Origin of the sequence: Burkholderia sp. Leaf177, assembly GCF_001424345.1 — a bacterium.
Classification (GTDB): domain Bacteria; phylum Pseudomonadota; class Gammaproteobacteria; order Burkholderiales; family Burkholderiaceae; genus Caballeronia.
Window position 1 is genome coordinate 776,525 of the sequence record NZ_LMPF01000001.1, and the last position, 16,890, is coordinate 793,414.

Genomic DNA, 16,890 nt, shown 5'->3' on the forward strand with positions numbered 1-16,890 from the left:
CAAGCGACGTAAATAAGTAACGTGAGGAAGACTTTGCGAACCGGTAAGCTTTCGAAACATGCGGCATTGGCGCTGTTGATGTCGGTGACATTTGGACTGATGGGCGTGGCTACCGCAGACGCGCAAGAAGCCCGGATTGCAGCCGTCAATTCCGATCGCATCTTGCGCGAGTCGGCAGCGGCCAAGGCGGCGCAATCGAAGCTCGAGCAGGAGTTTTCGAAGCGCGACAAGGCGTTGCAGGACATGGCGGCGCGGCTGAAGACCATGTCGGATGCCATGGACAAGAACGGCGCGGGGATGGCGCCCGCAGACCGAGCCGCGAAACAGCGCGATCTGTCGCAGCTCGACCAGGACTTCCAGCGCAAGCAGCGCGAGTTCCGCGAAGACCTGAACCAGCGACGCAATGAAGAACTCGCGGGTGTTTTGGATCGGGCCAACAAGGTCATCAAGCAGATCGCCGAGCAACAGCACTACGACCTGATCGTGCAGGAAGCGGTGTATGTGAGCCCGCGTATCGATATCACCGATCAAGTGTTGAAAGCGCTCGCGGCGAACCAGTCGAGCCTTTCGGCTAATCCGGGCGCGTCGAACTAAATATCACTTTAGTCACTGAAGTCACTGAATTTGCACTGATTTGGAGCGGTAGAGCGGATGGCATCAAACAGCGCAATCACGTTAGGTGAATTGACACAGCGCTTCGGCGGAGACATAGCGGGCGATGCCGGACATCGCGTGAACGGCCTTGCGCCGCTCGATAAAGCGGGGCCCGAGCAACTCGCGTTTCTCGCGAATCAAAAGTATTTGTCGCAAGTGGAAAGCACGCGGGCAGGCGCCGTGTTGATCTCGCCGGCCGACCTGGAAAAAGTAGCGTCGCCGGACGGGCGCAACTTTATCGTCACACCAAATCCTTATGCCTATTTCGCCCGCGTGGCGCAGGTCTTCATCGACCTTGCAACGCCGCCGGTCGAACCGGGCATTCATCCCACGGCGTTTATTCATCCGGCGGCGAGAGTCGCGGCGAGCGCCGTGATCGGGCCGCACGTCAGCGTGGAAGCGGGCGCCGTGATTGGCGAGCGCGTCAAGCTGGAGGCGGGTGTTTCGATCGGGCAAGGCGTCAAGCTAGCTGACGACGTGCATCTTTACCCGCACGTGACCGTCTATCATGGCTGCAAGCTCGGCGCGCGCGTGATCGTGCATGCGGGCGCGGTGATTGGCGCGGACGGTTTCGGCTTTGCGCCAGACTTCGTGGGCGAAGGCGATGCACGTACCGGCAGCTGGGTGAAGATTCCGCAGGTCGGCACGGTGGTTATCGCCGACGACGTCGAAATCGGCGCAAACACTACTATCGACCGTGGTGCCATGGCCGATACGATCATCGAAGAGTGCGTGAAGATCGATAACCTCGTGCAGATCGGGCACAACTGCCGGATCGGCGCTTACACGGTGATCGCGGGCTGCGCTGGTATTGCCGGCAGCACGAACATTGGACGGCATTGCATGATCGGCGGCGCGGTGGGGATTGCCGGCCACGTCACCCTCGCGGATTACGTGATCGTCACGGCGCAGTCGGGTGTATCGAAATCCCTGCTGAAACCTGGCATGTACACGAGCGCATTCCCCGCTGTGAATCACGCGGACTGGAACAAGAGCGCGGCTATTGTACGGAATCTGGACAAGCTGCGCGAGCGCATCAAGACGCTGGAAACATCCTCGGCCGAAGCCGATATCACGAAGCGGCAAGACAATCCGGAAAGCACGTCGGACACACACTAAGACGGTAAAACCGCCATCCCACGCGAAGTCGCCCGAGACGAAATCCACGGCGCCTTCGCAGTCAACACCCGCGCTGTGAAGCGCGCGAGCAGAACGACTATGAGCACCGAAAAAATCAATCTGGACATTCACAAGATTCTCACGCTGCTGCCGCATCGGTATCCGATCCTGCTCGTGGATCGTGTGCTCGAACTCACGCCGCACAAAAGCATCAAAGCGCTGAAGAATGTGTCGATCAACGAGCCCTATTTTCAGGGCCATTTTCCGACACGACCAGTGATGCCCGGCGTGCTGATTCTCGAAGCGCTCGCGCAAGCCGCGGCGCTTCTGACGTTTGTCGAAGAAAAAGAGCCGCACGATCCGGAAACGACGTTGTATTACTTCGTCGGCATCGATAAAGCGCGTTTCAAGCGCGTGGTCGAACCGGGCGATCAACTGATCCTGAACGTGAATTTCGAGCGCTATATGCGCAGCATCTGGAAGTTCAGCGCCGTGGCGGAAGTGGACGGCGTGGTTGCAGCGGAAGCCGAGCTGATGTGCACGGTGAAGAACACCGCTATTGAAAGATGATGCGTGCGGCGCGATCCGGCGAGTGGGTGCAACCTGTGCAACCCCGGCAATCCGCGCGGCAGACAAGCAACGGAACACCTAGCGAGGGCGCATGAGCAAGATTCACCCTACCGCGATTATCGAACCGGGCGCGCAGCTCGACGAATCTGTCGAAGTGGGCCCGTACGCGATCGTCGGTCCGCACGTGCAGATCGGCGCGCGCACGACCATCGGCTCGCATAGCGTGATCGAAGGCCATACGATCCTGGGCAGCGATAACCGCATCGGCCATTACGCGTCAGTCGGCGGCCGGCCGCAGGACATGAAGTACAAGGACGAGCCCACGCGGCTCGTGATCGGCGACCGCAACACCATCCGCGAATTCACGACCATCCATACCGGCACGGTTCAGGACACGGGCGTGACCCACATTGGCGACGATAACTGGGTCATGGCCTACGTGCATATCGGCCACGACTGCCAGTTGGGCAGCAATATCGTCATGTCGAGCAATGCGCAGCTTGCGGGACACGTGATCATTGGCGACCACGCTATTGTTGGCGGCATGTCGGGCGTGCACCAGTTCGTGCGGATTGGCGCGCACTCCATGCTGGGCGGCGCGTCGGCGCTCGTGCAAGATATTCCTCCGTTCGTGATTGCCGCGGGCAACAAGGCCGAACCGCATGGCATCAACGTGGAAGGGCTGCGCCGTCGCGGTTTTTCGGCTGAAGCCATTTCCGCGTTGCGTTCGGCGTATCGGCTGGTCTACAAGAGCGGCGCGACGCTCGAGGAAGCCAAGTTGCAATTGCGCGAGCTCGCGTCTGCGGGCGGTGACGGCGATGCGCCGGTCACCGCGTTTGCCGATTTTATCGACGCGTCGCAACGCGGCATCATCCGTTGACCGAGCGCCCCATGACGCTTGCTCCCGCGCCCTTGCGCGTTGCGATGGTCGCAGGCGAACCGTCGGGCGATCTGCTCGCTGCGTCGCTGCTCGACGGCCTGAACGCGCGCTTGCCTGCGGGGACGCAATTCAGCGGTATCGGCGGTCCGCGCATGACGGCCGTTAATTTCGATGCCCACTGGCCCATGGAAAAGCTGACCGTCCGTGGTTATGTTGAAGCGCTGAAACACATTCCCGAGATCCTCGGCATTCGCAACGAGCTCAAGCGGCAATTGCTCGCTGAGCCGCCGTCGGTGTTTATCGGCGTGGATGCGCCCGATTTCAATTTCGGTCTCGAACACGCATTGCGCGATGCCGGCATTCCGACCGTGCATTTCGTGTGTCCTTCGATCTGGGCGTGGCGCGGCGGCCGCATCAAGAAGATCGTCAAGGCCGTCGATCATATGCTGTGCGTGTTCCCATTCGAGCCGGCGCTGATGGCGAAAGCGGGCGTGGCGTCCACTTACGTGGGCCATCCGCTGGCTGATGAAATCCCGCTCGTCCCCGACGTTGAAGGCGCACGTCGCGAGCTGGGCTTGACGGCCGGTGGTCCGATCATCGCCGTGTTGCCGGGTAGCCGGCGCTCGGAGATTGCGTTGATCGGTCCGACGTTTTTCGACGCCATGGAGCTGATGCAGCAACGCGAACCCAGCGTGCGCTTCGTGATGCCGGCAGCCACCGCCGCGTTGCGCGAACTGCTGCAGCCGCTCGTGGCAGCGCATCCGAATCTCTCGCTGACCATTACGGAAGGCAAGGCCCAGGTTGCGATGACCGCCGCCGACGCCATCCTGGTCAAGAGCGGCACGGTGACGCTCGAAGCGGCATTGCTGAAAAAGCCGATGGTCATTTCGTACAAGGTGCCTTGGCTGACTGGTCAGATCATGCAGCGCCAGGGTTATCTGCCGTATGTCGGTTTGCCGAATATTCTGGCGGGACGTTTTGTCGTGCCCGAGATTCTTCAGCATTTCGCGACACCCGAAGCGCTCGCCGATGCAACCCTCAAGCAGTTGAACGACGACGCAAACCGCGCGACACTCACGGAAATCTTCACTGAAATGCATCACGTGCTGCGCCAGAACACGGCGCAACGGGCGTCGGAGGCTGTGGCGCAGGTGCTGGAAACGAGGAGGCCGCGGTAATGGCGAAGATCGTGGTGACGAAAGCCGTGACCAAACGCGCGAAGCAGCCGGAGTTCGATTTCGATTCGCCGTCCGACGTCATTTGCGGCGTCGATGAAGCCGGCCGTGGTCCGCTCGCGGGCCCCGTGGTTGCAGCAGCGGTGATCTTCGATCCATCCAAGCCGAAGATTCGCGGTCTCGACGATTCGAAAGTTCTGAGCGCAAAAAAGCGCGAGGAGTTGTACGAGAAGATCGTCGATCGCGCGCTGGCTTATTGCGTGGCGTCGGCGAGTGTCGAGGAAATCGACACCATCAACATTCTCCACGCCGCCATGCTCGCGATGAAGCGCGCGGTCGAAGGGCTGTCGGTCACACCGACGGTCGCGAAAATCGATGGCAACCGGTGCCCGGCTTTATCGATGCGCTCTGTCGCGGTGATCGGCGGTGACGCGCTGATTGCGCAAATATCGGCGGCGTCGATCCTGGCTAAGGTCACGCGCGACCGCATGCTGCTGCAATTACACGATACCCATCCCGTTTATGGCTTCGACGCCCACGCCGGTTACGGCACGCCGCAGCATCTGAAGGCGTTGCTCGATCATGGGCCGTGCGAGCATCATCGGCGGTCGTTTGCGCCGGTGCGTGAAGCGCACGCGCGATTCGGCGTGATGCTGCCGGTCGTTGCGCCGGAATTGCTCGCGGCGGCCGCTGCCGAGCAGGGCGCCGACGCGCCTCCGTTCTGAATCCCAAGTGAAAGTCATAACCTCGCGGGACAACCCGCTTTACAAGCGGCTGAAGGCGCTCGCCGGATCGACTGCGCAGCAGCGCCGCAGCGGTCACGCGTTGCTCGAAGGCTTGCATCTCGCCGATGCGTATCTGCAAGCGGCCGGCCAGCCCGAGACGTGCGTAGTAACCGAAGGCGCTTTTCAGCACGATGAAGCGCGGGAAATCGTCGCACGGATCGACCCGGCGCACGTCTACTCGTTGCCCGACGCGTTGTTTGGCCAGTTGTCGAGCGTCGTGCACGGCGTGGGAATGCTCCTGCTGGTCGATCGCGTTGCGCCGCCGTTGCCCGAGCGCGTGACGCAGACATGCATCGTGCTCGACGGCGTTCAGGACGCGGGCAACGTCGGTTCCATTCTCCGAAGCGCGGCGGCGGCAGGCATTCAGCATGTGTTTTGCGCGCCGGGAACGGTGTACGCATGGTCGTCGAAAGTATTGCGCGCCGGAATGGGCGCGCATTTTCTGCTGAACGTCCACGAGGATGTCGATGCCGCAGATTTGACCACTCGGCTGGATCCGGAAGTGCTGATCACCATCACCGATTCGCACGGCGCGAAGGCAATCTACGATACCAACCTGTCCGGGCCGCTTGCGTGGGTGATGGGCAACGAGGGCGCGGGCGTCTCGGCGTTCTGGCGCGATCAAGCGGCGCTGCGGGTGACGATTCCGCAGCCGGGCGGCATGGAATCGCTGAACGTCGCGGCGGCCGCGGCGGTGTGTATTTTCGAGCAGTGCCGGCAGCAACGCGCATAAAAAAAGCCGTTCAGTTCACGCTGAAACGGCTATTCGCTCGCGGCCTTCCAAACACTAATAATATGAAGGCCGTTCCAGGCGAATCTCTTGCAGGATCGTCGTGGCGATTTCCTCAATCGACTTGTGTGTCGACGATAACCACTTGACGCCTTCGCGCTTCATCATCGCTTCGGCTTCGTTGATTTCGTACCGGCAATTCTCCAGCGCGGCATATTTGCTTCCCGGACGACGCTCGTTGCGAATCTCGGACAACCGTTGCGGATCGATCGACAAACCAAACATCTTTTCCCGATACGGCAGCAAAGGCGTCGGCAACCTTCCGCGCTCGAAGTCTTCCGGAATCAGCGGATAGTTGGCTGCCTTCACGCCGTATTGCATCGCCAGATACAACGACGTCGGCGTCTTGCCGCTGCGCGATACGCCCACCAGAATCACATCGGCGTCTTCCAGATTGCGATTCGACTGGCCGTCGTCATGCGCCAGCGAAAAATTGATCGCCTCGATTCGATTCTTGTACTCGTCCGTGTCCGCGTTCTGGTGGACCCGGCCCATGGCGTGCGTGGACTTGATGTCGAGCTCGATTTCCAATGGCTCGATAAACGTCTGGAACATGTTGAGCACTAGCGCGTTCGCGCGCTGCACGATCTCGTTCGACTCGCTGTCAACGAGCGTGGTGAACACGATCGGGCGCCGGCCGTCCAGCGACACGGCTTCATTGATTTTCGCGATGGTCGCGTGCGCCTTCTCGGTGGAGTCCACAAACGGGACGCGCACGAGTCTGAACTTCTGGTCGAACTGGGAGAGGATCGAATGCGCGAAGGTCTCGGCAGTGATCCCGGTGCCATCTGAAACAATGAAAACGGTTGGCGGCATCGGCTTGGGGAGCGTTGAATGACGTGAAAGAATGAAGGCAATTATCGCCGATGTGCGCCGCCACACGAAGCACGTATGGCGGGCCTCATTGCGCAGCGGAATTATGCCCCGCAATGAAACATTTCGAGAGCCATCACGGTAGAATAGCGTCAACCTGTTCGATAAGCAATTGCGAACAATCTGTCAACGATTTAAGCGAAGATAAGCACAAATCGCGCGTTCTAAATGAATTTGCTGGATTTTTAGAGCGAATTTAGTTGTTGGCAGCGAGTTTGGCCGAGCTTCTGCAATCGCTGCGCAAGTCCTATGCGACTGCTTATCAAACAGGTTATGCAGGTTGTGGTGCGCGCCTCCTATAAGCGCCGCCGCTCCGAGCCCACTTGCATGATCGTGAATTCCATCCACCTTAGGGGCTTGTATGACTAACGAAGCTAACGTTGCAAAGGACCAGGCGTATGTAGTTCCATTCGAGCAGTTGCGAATGACCGACGTCGACATTGTCGGCGGCAAGAACGCGTCACTCGGCGAAATGATCAGCCAGCTCGCCGAAGCCGGCGTGCAGGTGCCGACCGGTTTTGCGACCACGGCGCAGGCGTTTCGCGACTTCCTGCATCACAACAACCTGACTGAGCGCATCGCCAAGCGTCTGGAACTCTTCGACGTCGACGATGTGAAAGCCCTTGCCGAAGCAGGCAAGGAGATCCGTCAATGGATCGTCGATGCGCCGCTGCAGCCACGTCTCGAAGAGCTGATCCGCAAAGGCTTCGACACGCTTCAGGCAAGTTCGCCCGAAGAGTTGTCGTTCGCCGTGCGTTCGTCGGCAACGGCTGAGGACTTGCCCGATGCATCGTTCGCCGGCCAGCAGGAAAGCTATCTTAATGTGATTGGCATCGACGAAGTGCTCGATCGCATGAAGCACGTGTTTGCGTCGCTCTATAACGACCGCGCTATTTCGTATCGCGTGCACAAAGGTTTTACGCACGCTGAGGTTGCGTTGTCGGCGGGCGTGCAGCGCATGGTTCGCTCGGACGTGGGCGCGGCCGGCGTGATGTTTACGCTCGATACCGAATCGGGTTTCAAGGACGCCGTGTTCATTACGTCGAGCTACGGTCTCGGCGAAACGGTCGTGCAAGGCGCCGTGAATCCGGACGAGTTCTACGTCTTCAAGACCACGCTCGAACAAGGCAAGTACCCGATCATCCGCCGCTCGATTGGCTCGAAGCTCATCAAGATGGAATTCACGAAGGCCGGCGAAGCGGGTCGCGTGAAGACGGTTGATGTATCGCACGAGCAGCGCAACCGCTTTTCCATTACCGACGAAGACGTGATCCAGCTCGCGAAGTACGCGGTGATCATCGAAAAGCATTATCAGCGTCCTATGGACATCGAGTGGGGCAAGGACGGCCGCGACGGCAAGATCTTCATTTTGCAGGCACGCCCCGAAACGGTGAAGAGCCAAGCTGTCGGCAAGGCTGAAATGCGTTTCAAGCTAAAGGGCCAGTCGAACGTGCTCGCAACCGGTCGCGCGATTGGCCAGAAAATCGGCGCGGGTCCGGTGCGTGTGATTCACGATCCGTCGGAAATGGATCGCGTGCAACCTGGCGACGTGCTTGTCGCCGACATGACCGACCCGAACTGGGAACCGGTGATGAAGCGTGCGTCGGCGATCGTGACGAATCGCGGCGGCCGCACTTGCCACGCGGCGATCATCGCGCGTGAGCTGGGCGTGCCGGCGGTGGTGGGTTGCGGCGATGCCACCGACTTGCTGAAAGAAGGCCAGCTGGTGACGGTTTCGTGCGCGGAAGGCGACGAAGGCAAGATCTACGACGGTTTGCTCGAAACCGAAGTGACCGAAGTCGAGCGCGGTGAATTGCCCGAGATTCCGGTCAAGATCATGATGAACGTGGGCAACCCGCAACTTGCGTTCGATTTCTCGCATTTGCCGAATGCAGGCGTGGGTCTGGCGCGGCTCGAGTTCATCATCAACAACAACATCGGCGTGCATCCGAAGGCGATTCTCGAGTATCCGAACATCGATGCCGATCTGAAGAAAGCCGTGGAAAGCGTCGCGCGCGGTCATGCATCGCCGCGAGCGTTTTATGTCGACAAGTTGACCGAAGGTATCGCGACGATTGCCGCGGCGTTTTATCCGAAGCCGGTGATCGTGCGTCTGTCGGACTTCAAGTCGAACGAGTACAAGAAGCTGATCGGCGGTTCGCGTTACGAGCCGGACGAAGAAAACCCGATGCTCGGTTTCCGCGGTGCATCGCGTTATATCTCGGAGGACTTCGCCGAAGCCTTCCAGATGGAATGTGTGGCGTTGAAGAAAGTGCGCGAAGAGATGGGCCTCGACAACGTCGAGATCATGGTGCCGTTCGTGCGGACTTTGAAACAAGCCGAGAAGGTTGTTGGCTTGCTCGAAAAGTTCGGCCTGAAGCGCGGCGTGAACGGCTTGCGCCTGATCATGATGTGCGAGATTCCGTCGAACGCGATTCTTGCCGAAGAGTTCCTGGAGTTTTTCGACGGCTTCTCGATCGGATCGAACGACCTGACGCAGCTTACGCTGGGTCTGGATCGCGACTCGGGCATGGAGTTGCTCGCAGTCGATTTCGACGAACGCGACCCGGCTGTGCAGTTCATGCTGAAGCGCGCCATCGAAACATGTTTGCGGCTGGACAAGTACGTGGGTATCTGCGGTCAAGGTCCTTCGGATCATCCGGATCTGGCTGAATGGCTCGCGAAGGAAGGCATCGCGTCGATGTCGCTCAATCCGGACACGATCATCGACACGTGGAAGACGCTTGCGAAGGCTTTGAACAAGTAAGGCTGCAGCAATTCACGCTTTGGGCGAGAAGGCTTTTATCGAGCTTTCAAAACCGTAAGCGTGCTATAACACCCCGGACCCTATCCGGGGTGTTTTTGTTTGGAGTTCGTGTGGAGGTAGGCAATGGCTGCTAACGGATTGTTCTGGTGGATCGGCGCTGGCGCGCTCGTTCTGCTCGAACTGATGTCGGGCACTTTTTATTTGTTGATGATCGCGCTCGGGTTCGTTGCGGGCGGGATCGCGCATCTGCTGCGCGCGGGACTTGAGATCGAGTTGCTGGTGGCCGCATTGGTCGCGGTGATCGCCGGCGCGGTGCTGCGTCGATCGAAGCTCGGACACACAACACGTCGCGATGCATCACATGATCCGGGTGTGAATCTCGATATTGGCGAGACGCTGAAAGTGAACGAATGGCATGAGGGCCGCGCGCGAGCGATGTATCGCGGGGCCGAATGGGATATTGAACTGGCGCCCGGCGAAACCGAAGGCGCGCCGCTGTACAGGATCACGGCGTTTTCCGGCAATACACTGGTGGTGGCCGCCAAGCGCTGAGACGTTGGGCCGGGGTTTGAGCTTTCAAGCGCAGACCATGAGCAAGACCTGCATAACAAGGAGTAGAGATGGACGTGACTATCATCGGGGCAATTTTGTTGATTATCGTCATCGCGATTGCCGCGCAGACGATCAAGATCGTGCCGCAACAACACGCATGGGTGCTCGAACGGCTCGGGCGTTATCACGCGACCTTGACGCCGGGAATGACGATCGTGCTGCCGTTTATCGATCGGGTGGCGTACAAGCACGTGCTCAAGGAAATCCCGCTCGAAGTGCCGAGCCAGGTCTGTATCACGCGCGACAACACGCAACTGCAAGTGGATGGCGTGCTGTACTTTCAGGTCACCGATGCCATGAAGGCCTCGTACGGATCGAGCAACTTCATCTATGCAATCACGCAGTTGTCGCAGACCACGCTGCGTTCGGTGATCGGCAAGCTCGAGCTCGACAAGACTTTCGAAGAGCGCGATTACATCAACCACAGTATCGTTACGTCACTAGATCAGGCAGCCGCGAACTGGGGCGTAAAAGTGCTGCGCTACGAGATCAAGGATCTGACGCCGCCGAAGGAAATCCTCCACGCTATGCAGGCACAAATTACGGCAGAACGGGAGAAACGCGCGGTGATCGCTGCGTCCGAAGGTCGCAAGCAGGAGCAGATCAATATTGCATGGGGCGCACGCGAAGCAGCCATTCACAAGTCCGAAGGCGAGCGTCAGGCGCAGATCAACCAGGCGGAAGGCGAGGCGTCGGCCATTCTCGCGGTGGCCGTGGCCAATGCTCAGGCGATCGAGAAGATCGGTGCGGCAATCCAGACGGCTGGCGGCATGGAAGCCGTGAACCTCAAGGTCGCCGAGCAATATGTCACGGCGTTTGGGAACATCGCGAAGCAGGGCAATACGCTGATCGTGCCGGGGAATTTATCGGAGATGAGTTCAATGATCGCGTCCGCGCTGACCATCATCAAGGGCGACGCAGCGCCTGGTGGCGTGATCCGCAAGAGCTGAGCTTACGAAGACTGAATGCAAAAGGGCGCCGACTCAACCAGTCGACGCCCTTTTTGTTTTGACATACTTAAGGCCGTGATCGTGACGCCCGATCAATGCTTGGCGCCGCGCATGATCTGCGCTTTTTCGCGTTCCCAGTCACGCTTTTTCTCGGTTTCGCGTTTGTCGTGAAGCTTCTTGCCTTTGGCGAGGCCGATTTCGCACTTTACGCGCCCGCCTTTGTAGTGAAAGTTCAGCGGCACGAGCGTGTGGCCTTTCTGCTCGACCTTGCCGATGAGCTTGGAGATTTCTTCGCTATGCAGCAGCAGCTTGCGCGTGCGGACCGGATCCGGATGGATGTGAGTCGAGGCTTCGGGCAATGGGCTGATGTGCGCGCCGATCAGGAACAGCTCGTTGTCGCGAATGATGACGTAGCCTTCCTTGATCTGGCCGCGGCCAGCCCGAAGGGCCTTGACTTCCCACCCTTCCAGCACGAGCCCCGCCTCGTAGCGATCTTCGATAAAGTAATCGAAGAAGGCTTTTCTGTTGTCGATGATGCTCATGAATGAAAAGTGCCTAACTCGTTTAAAATCCTGATTTTAGCAGCGTGGGCGCGGTAAGGCCCGCAATGCTTCCCACTCTTGCCACGCGTTGCGCCCTTTATGGCAGATGTTCAGAAAACTGTATTGATTCGCCACTCTGCAGAGCAGATGTTCGACCTCGTCACCGATGTCCCCGATTACCCCAATTTTTTGCCATGGTGCGGCGGCGTGGAGGTAGGCCACCACGACGAACGCAGCATGGAAGCGAAGATTCACATCAATTTCAAGGGTATCAAGCAGCATTTCGCGACGCGCAACGTGCAGACGCGCCCGACTAGCATTGATATGGAGTTCCTCGACGGTCCTTTCAAGAAGTTCACCGGCTACTGGCGCTTCACGCCTTTGCGGGCGGACGCCTGCAAGATCGAGTTCGCGCTGCATTATGAATTTTCGAACATCATTCTCGAGAAGATCATCGGGCCGGTGTTCAGTCATATTGCGCATACGTTCGTGGATTCGTTCGTGAAACGCGCCGATCAGCGGTACGGAAAGTGATGCCGATTTCCATCGAGGTTTGTTACGTGTTGCCGGAGGGGAATGGGGCGGTTTGTCCGCTTTCCCTTGTCGAGGGCGCGACCGTGCAGGACGCGATTGCCGCGAGCGGCTTGCTTGCGCAGTTTCCCGAAATAGACCTTGGCGTGCAGAAGGTAGGCGTTTTCGGAAAGATTCAGCCGCTCGATGCAGTGCTGGCCGATCTGGACCGCGTGGAGATTTATCGGCCGCTCAAAGTCGATCCCAAGGTCGCGCGGCAGCGGCGGGTCGAAAAAACCCGGCGCGGCGGATCGATTGAAGGGCGACGGTGGACGCGCAAGGAAGCCCGGTAGGCGCCGGGCATCGTTTCCTTGCGTTCCGCAAAAGCGAACTTCGATCGAACTTGAGTCGAGCAAAAACCCGAAACCGGAGCACAAAAGCGCGGTGCAAAAATTGCACCGGAAATGGCAACCGCGGCGTAAGCCGCTGTTCGGGCAGTGAAAATCCGGGGAACTATCGGTATAATTCGGTTTTGCGCCCATAGGATTTGCCATGCGTCTGATCCAGAAAGCACTCACGTTCGATGACGTGCTCCTCGTGCCCGCGTTTTCCAACGTTCTCCCGCGCGACACCAGCCTGAAAACTCAGGTAACCCGCAAGATTTCCCTGAATATGCCCCTGTTGTCCGCCGCCATGGACACAGTCACCGAAGGCCGGCTCGCCATCGCGATGGCCCAGCTCGGCGGCGTCGGCATCATCCACAAGAACCTTACCGCTGCAGAACAGGCCCGCGAAGTCGCCAAAGTAAAGCGCTTCGAATCCGGCGTGGTGCGTGATCCGATCACAGTTCCGCCGCAAATGAAAGTGCGCGATGTGATCGCACTGACGCGACAGCATGGTATTTCCGGCTTCCCGGTCGTGGAAGGGCCGCAGTTGATCGGCATCGTGACGAACCGGGATTTGCGCTTCGAAGAGCGTCTCGACGACGAAGTGCGCAAGATCATGACGCCGCGTGAACGTCTCGTGACGGTCAAGGAAGGCACGCCGCTCGCGGAAGCCAAGGCGCTGATGCATAGCCATCGGCTGGAACGCGTGCTGGTTGTCAACGACGCGTTCGAGTTGCGCGGCCTCATGACGGTCAAGGACATCACGAAACAAACCGAACATCCGGATGCCTGTAAAGACGAGCACGGCAAGCTGCGCGCCGGCGCGGCAGTCGGCGTAGGCCCGGAAAACGAAGAGCGCGTGGATCTGCTCTCGGCGGCGGGCGTTGATGTGATCGTCGTCGATACCGCGCACGGACACAGCCAGGGCGTGCTCGAACGCGTGCGCTGGGTGAAGCAGAACTATCCGCATATTGAAGTGATCGGCGGGAATATCGCCACGGCCGCAGCCGCCAAGGCGCTCGTGGAATACGGCGCGGACGGCGTGAAGGTCGGTATCGGCCCGGGTTCTATTTGTACAACGCGGATCGTGGCCGGCGTCGGCGTGCCGCAGATCACGGCGGTGGCGAATGTTTCGGACGCGTTGCGTGGTTCCGGCGTGCCGGTGATTTCGGACGGCGGCGTGCGTTTTTCCGGCGATGTCAGCAAGGCGCTCGCCGCTGGCGCGGACGCGGTGATGATGGGCAGCATGCTCGCCGGCACCGAGGAATCCCCAGGCGACGTGTTCCTTTTCCAGGGACGCCAATACAAGGCGTATCGCGGCATGGGTTCGGTCGGCGCAATGAAGGACGGCGCGGCTGACCGCTATTTCCAGGACAACTCGGCGAATATCGACAAGCTGGTTCCGGAAGGCATTGAAGGGCGCGTGGCTTACAAGGGTTCGGTCAACGCTATTCTGTTCCAGGTCGTTGGCGGCGTGCGGGCGAGCATGGGATATTGCGGCTGCCGCAACATCGGCGAGATGCATGACAAAGCCGAATTCGTCCAGATCACGGGCGCGGGCATGCGTGAGTCGCACGTGCACGACGTGCAGATCACGAAGGAAGCACCCAACTATCACGTGGACTGATCATGAAACCGCTGCTGCGCGTTGTCCTCGTCATCAATGCACTGATCTTCCTCGCGTTCGGCGTGCTGTTCCTGTTGACACCATGGGGATCGCTGTGGGATTCGATGCATCTTGTGCGCGTGCAGCCGCCTCTGGTCGGGCAGTTGCTGGGCGTGGCGCTGATCGGGTTCGCGTGGCTCGGGTTTCACGCGGCCGTCGATGGCGCCTTGACAGCTACGGCCGCGAAGGTTTCCGGACATGTCGAATGGTTGTCGGGCTTGATTCTGATTGTGTGGCTCGGGCTGCGTTTGTCGGAGGTGACGGGTTTCGGGCAGTTGCTTGGCGCGCTGATCGGTGCCGCGTTGCTGATTCTGGGACTTGGCAGCGTTCGGCTCTCCAGCGCCGTGCGCAGACGTGAGCGTGCCGCGATTGCCGGTGCGGCCGCTGCTGAACGTGCCGAGAAGCAGGCTGCGAAGACGCGAGCGGAAGAGCGGGCCGCTGCAGGTACTCCGGTGCGGCCTCCAATGACGTCCGATCCTGTCGCGCCGGCAAATCCGCGCTGGGACGCCGAGCCGGTCGCGGGAGCGCCTGTGCCGCCGCTGGCGCCATCGGCCGCCCGTCCGGCAGCGCCAGCACCGGCCGCAACCGCGTTTGATCCGGCCACGGGACATGCCATCGATCCGGCGACGGGCCGTTCGCTTCATCCCGTAGCCGGCCGCGCGTTTGAGCCTGTGAGCGGCGGGCACAAGATCGATCCCGAAACGGGTCGCGCAATTGATCCGGTCACCGGGCAGGTTATCGACCCCGTGACAGGCGTTCCGGTTCGCCGCGATCCGCTTTGAACGTCGTGAGCGGTGACTACACCGCTCGATTAGTTTTCAAACACGGTCGGCATCGCGTGCCGGCCGTTGATATTTTTGCGTGACACGACGCGCGGGATCTCGTTCCCGCCGCCTCGCGTTTCCGTTTTGCCAACCGTTTCCGCTTACTCGCCTTCTGGCCGCTGCCATGCACGACAAGATCCTGATTCTCGATTTCGGCTCCCAAGTCACCCAACTGATCGCGCGACGCATCCGCGAATCACACGTGTATTCGGAGATCCATCCGTACGACGTCGATGAAGCATTCATCCGCGAATTCGCGCCGAAGGGCATCATTTTGTCGGGTGGACCGAACTCGGTTACCGAACTCGATTCGCCGCGCGCGCCGCAAGTCGTCTTCGATCTCGGCGTGCCGGTGCTCGGCATTTGCTACGGCATGCAGACCATGGCCGAACAACTCGGCGGCAAGGTCGAACTCGGCAATGTCCGCGAGTTCGGCTACGCGGAAGTGCGCGCGCACAACCATACGAGTTTCCTAAACGGCATTGAAGATTTTCAGACGGCCGAAGGGCACGGCATGCTCAAGGTATGGATGAGCCACGGCGACAAAGTGGCTGACATGCCATTGGGATTCAAGTTGATGGCGTCCACGCCGGCGTGCCCGATTGCAGCCATGGCCGACGACGAACGTCATTTCTACGGCCTGCAATGGCATCCGGAAGTGACGCACACGGTGCAGGGCCGCGCGATGCTCGATCGCTTCGTGCTCGAACTGTGCGCGGCGCGGCCGGATTGGGAGATGGGTCATTACATCGATGAAGCCGTCGAGAAGATCCGCGCCCAGGTCGGCGATGAACATGTGATTCTCGGCTTGTCGGGCGGCGTGGATTCATCGGTGGCGGCGGCGCTTTTGCATCGCGCGATTGGTGCGCAGCTGACGTGCGTGTTTGTCGATCACGGCTTGTTGCGGTTGAACGAAGCCGAGCAGGTCATGACGACGTTCGCCGATCACCTCGGCGTGAAAGTGATTCATGTCGATGCCAGCGAAGTTTTCTTGTCGAAGCTTGCCGGCGTGACCGATCCCGAGGCGAAGCGGAAGATCATTGGCGCTGAGTTCGTGGAAGTGTTCCAAACGGAAGCGAACAAGCTGAAGGACGCGAAGTGGCTCGCGCAAGGGACCATTTATCCGGATGTGATCGAATCGGCGGGCAAGGGCAAGAAGGGCCACACGATCAAGAGCCATCACAACGTGGGCGGCTTGCCCGAGACGTTGAACCTGAAGTTGCTCGAACCGTTGCGCGAGTTGTTCAAAGACGAAGTGCGGGAGTTGGGCGTGAAGCTTGGGTTGCCGCCGGCGATGGTTTATCGGCATCCGTTCCCGGGACCGGGTCTGGGCGTGCGGATTCTCGGCGAAGTGAAGCGCGAGTTCGCGGATCTGCTGCGTCACGCGGATGCGATTTTTATCGAGACGTTGAGGAATACGTTCGATAAGAAATCGGCCAAGTCATGGTACGAGTTGACAAGCCAGGCTTTCGCGGTGTTCTTGCCTGTGAAAAGCGTGGGCGTGATGGGCGATGGGCGGACTTACGAGTATGTGGTCGCTTTGCGTGCCGTGCAGACGCTGGACTTCATGACGGCGCAATGGGCGCATCTGCCGCATGAGTTGCTGGGGCATGTTTCGAACCGGATCATTAACGAAGTGCGCGGGATCAATCGCGTTGTTTATGATATTTCGGGGAAACCGCCGGCTACGATTGAGTGGGAGTGAATGTAGAGCACTTGGTGGGATCCGTGGTTTCAATCGACAAAACCACCTCCGCTCACCAATAAAAAAACGCGCGATGCCGCTC

17 protein-coding genes are annotated in these 16,890 nt (G+C 59.6%); 15 read left to right on the forward strand and 2 right to left on the reverse strand.

Features of this window, described 5'->3' with window-relative positions; all coding sequences use genetic code 11:
- The first annotated feature begins 78 nt into the window (after nt 1-78).
- The 7 genes from ASG35_RS03520 (at nt 79) to ASG35_RS03550 (ending at nt 5,916) form a co-directional block, all read left to right on the forward strand.
- Nucleotides 79-594, forward strand: coding sequence for an OmpH family outer membrane protein (locus ASG35_RS03520; protein ID WP_056352969.1), 516 nt, complete (start codon nt 79-81; stop codon nt 592-594).
- Nucleotides 595-651: 57 nt separating this feature from the next.
- On the forward strand, nt 652-1,773 hold the full coding sequence (gene lpxD, locus ASG35_RS03525) for a UDP-3-O-(3-hydroxymyristoyl)glucosamine N-acyltransferase (protein WP_056352713.1): 1,122 nt from the start codon (nt 652-654) through the stop codon (nt 1,771-1,773).
- Between the two features lie 99 nt (nt 1,774-1,872).
- Complete coding sequence (fabZ, locus tag ASG35_RS03530) at nt 1,873-2,343, forward strand: 3-hydroxyacyl-ACP dehydratase FabZ (protein ID WP_056352971.1); 471 nt, start codon at nt 1,873-1,875, stop codon at nt 2,341-2,343.
- Between the two features lie 91 nt (nt 2,344-2,434).
- The gene (gene lpxA / locus ASG35_RS03535) at nt 2,435-3,223 is read left to right on the forward strand and encodes an acyl-ACP--UDP-N-acetylglucosamine O-acyltransferase (protein ID WP_056352715.1); all 789 of its coding nucleotides are present in this window, start codon (nt 2,435-2,437) and stop codon (nt 3,221-3,223) included.
- Nucleotides 3,224-3,234: 11 nt separating this feature from the next.
- Complete coding sequence (gene lpxB, locus ASG35_RS03540) at nt 3,235-4,401, forward strand: lipid-A-disaccharide synthase (protein WP_056352972.1); 1,167 nt, start codon at nt 3,235-3,237, stop codon at nt 4,399-4,401.
- On the forward strand, nt 4,401-5,123 hold the full coding sequence (gene rnhB / locus ASG35_RS03545; protein ID WP_056352717.1) for a ribonuclease HII: 723 nt from the start codon (nt 4,401-4,403) through the stop codon (nt 5,121-5,123). Before lpxB ends, rnhB begins: the two co-directional genes overlap by 1 nt.
- A 7-nt stretch (nt 5,124-5,130) precedes the next feature.
- Entirely contained in the window at nt 5,131-5,916 is a 786-nt protein-coding gene (locus ASG35_RS03550) for a TrmH family RNA methyltransferase (RefSeq protein WP_056352719.1), read from the forward strand.
- A 54-nt stretch (nt 5,917-5,970) separates the two neighbouring features.
- Here ASG35_RS03550 and ppsR read toward each other — a convergent pair whose 3' ends face one another.
- Nucleotides 5,971-6,789 carry a posphoenolpyruvate synthetase regulatory kinase/phosphorylase PpsR gene (gene ppsR / locus ASG35_RS03555; protein WP_056352720.1) on the reverse strand — a complete coding sequence of 273 codons (819 nt, stop codon included), beginning with the start codon at nt 6,787-6,789 and terminating at the stop codon, nt 5,971-5,973.
- A 418-nt stretch (nt 6,790-7,207) separates the two neighbouring features.
- On the opposite strand from ppsR, the gene ppsA reads away from it, so the two are divergent.
- From ppsA to ASG35_RS03570, 3 genes are all read left to right on the forward strand, one after another.
- A complete protein-coding gene (gene ppsA / locus ASG35_RS03560) occupies nt 7,208-9,613 on the forward strand; it encodes a phosphoenolpyruvate synthase (RefSeq protein WP_056352721.1) in 2,406 nt (801 codons plus the stop codon).
- Between the two features lie 123 nt (nt 9,614-9,736).
- On the forward strand, nt 9,737-10,165 hold the full coding sequence (locus ASG35_RS03565) for an NfeD family protein (RefSeq protein WP_056352723.1): 429 nt from the start codon (nt 9,737-9,739) through the stop codon (nt 10,163-10,165).
- A gap of 68 nt (nt 10,166-10,233) precedes the next feature.
- On the forward strand, nt 10,234-11,175 hold the full coding sequence (locus ASG35_RS03570) for an SPFH domain-containing protein (RefSeq protein WP_056352725.1): 942 nt from the start codon (nt 10,234-10,236) through the stop codon (nt 11,173-11,175).
- A 92-nt stretch (nt 11,176-11,267) separates the two neighbouring features.
- Here the strand turns inward: ASG35_RS03570 and smpB are convergent, their stop codons facing one another.
- On the reverse strand, nt 11,268-11,717 hold the full coding sequence (gene smpB, locus ASG35_RS03575) for an SsrA-binding protein SmpB (protein WP_056352727.1): 450 nt from the start codon (nt 11,715-11,717) through the stop codon (nt 11,268-11,270).
- 99 nt (nt 11,718-11,816) lie between these two features.
- On the opposite strand from smpB, the gene ASG35_RS03580 reads away from it, so the two are divergent.
- The 5 genes from ASG35_RS03580 to guaA all read left to right on the forward strand — a co-directional run bounded on the left by ASG35_RS03580 (nt 11,817) and on the right by guaA (nt 16,808).
- A complete protein-coding gene (locus tag ASG35_RS03580; RefSeq protein WP_056352729.1) occupies nt 11,817-12,251 on the forward strand; it encodes a type II toxin-antitoxin system RatA family toxin in 435 nt (144 codons plus the stop codon).
- Entirely contained in the window at nt 12,251-12,580 is a 330-nt protein-coding gene (locus ASG35_RS03585) for an RnfH family protein (RefSeq protein WP_056352731.1), read from the forward strand. The genes ASG35_RS03580 and ASG35_RS03585 overlap by 1 nt, the downstream gene beginning before the upstream one ends.
- Nucleotides 12,581-12,779: 199 nt before the next feature.
- Complete coding sequence (guaB, locus tag ASG35_RS03590; protein ID WP_056352733.1) at nt 12,780-14,240, forward strand: IMP dehydrogenase; 1,461 nt, start codon at nt 12,780-12,782, stop codon at nt 14,238-14,240.
- Nucleotides 14,241-14,242: 2 nt separating this feature from the next.
- Nucleotides 14,243-15,061 (forward strand): hypothetical protein, encoded by an 819-nt coding sequence (locus ASG35_RS03595; RefSeq protein WP_056352736.1) that lies wholly within the window; start codon nt 14,243-14,245, stop codon nt 15,059-15,061.
- 166 nt (nt 15,062-15,227) lie between these two features.
- A complete protein-coding gene (gene guaA, locus ASG35_RS03600) occupies nt 15,228-16,808 on the forward strand; it encodes a glutamine-hydrolyzing GMP synthase (protein ID WP_056352737.1) in 1,581 nt (526 codons plus the stop codon).
- The last annotated feature ends 82 nt before the right edge of the window (nt 16,809-16,890 follow it).

Coding starts and splice junctions, on each gene's coding strand:
- fabZ (WP_056352971.1), top strand. CDS start 1,873: ATGAGCACCGAAAAAATCAATCTGGACATTCACAAGATTCTCACGCTG.
- ppsR (WP_056352720.1), bottom strand. CDS start 6,789: ATGCCGCCAACCGTTTTCATTGTTTCAGATGGCACCGGGATCACTGCC.
- ppsA (WP_056352721.1), top strand. CDS start 7,208: ATGACTAACGAAGCTAACGTTGCAAAGGACCAGGCGTATGTAGTTCCA.
- lpxA (WP_056352715.1), top strand. CDS start 2,435: ATGAGCAAGATTCACCCTACCGCGATTATCGAACCGGGCGCGCAGCTC.
- ASG35_RS03520 (WP_056352969.1), top strand. CDS start 79: ATGTCGGTGACATTTGGACTGATGGGCGTGGCTACCGCAGACGCGCAA.
- guaB (WP_056352733.1), top strand. CDS start 12,780: ATGCGTCTGATCCAGAAAGCACTCACGTTCGATGACGTGCTCCTCGTG.
- ASG35_RS03580 (WP_056352729.1), top strand. CDS start 11,817: ATGGCAGATGTTCAGAAAACTGTATTGATTCGCCACTCTGCAGAGCAG.
- guaA (WP_056352737.1), top strand. CDS start 15,228: ATGCACGACAAGATCCTGATTCTCGATTTCGGCTCCCAAGTCACCCAA.
- ASG35_RS03565 (WP_056352723.1), top strand. CDS start 9,737: ATGGCTGCTAACGGATTGTTCTGGTGGATCGGCGCTGGCGCGCTCGTT.
- ASG35_RS03595 (WP_056352736.1), top strand. CDS start 14,243: ATGAAACCGCTGCTGCGCGTTGTCCTCGTCATCAATGCACTGATCTTC.
- ASG35_RS03585 (WP_056352731.1), top strand. CDS start 12,251: ATGCCGATTTCCATCGAGGTTTGTTACGTGTTGCCGGAGGGGAATGGG.
- lpxB (WP_056352972.1), top strand. CDS start 3,235: ATGACGCTTGCTCCCGCGCCCTTGCGCGTTGCGATGGTCGCAGGCGAA.
- ASG35_RS03570 (WP_056352725.1), top strand. CDS start 10,234: ATGGACGTGACTATCATCGGGGCAATTTTGTTGATTATCGTCATCGCG.
- rnhB (WP_056352717.1), top strand. CDS start 4,401: ATGGCGAAGATCGTGGTGACGAAAGCCGTGACCAAACGCGCGAAGCAG.
- smpB (WP_056352727.1), bottom strand. CDS start 11,717: ATGAGCATCATCGACAACAGAAAAGCCTTCTTCGATTACTTTATCGAA.
- lpxD (WP_056352713.1), top strand. CDS start 652: ATGGCATCAAACAGCGCAATCACGTTAGGTGAATTGACACAGCGCTTC.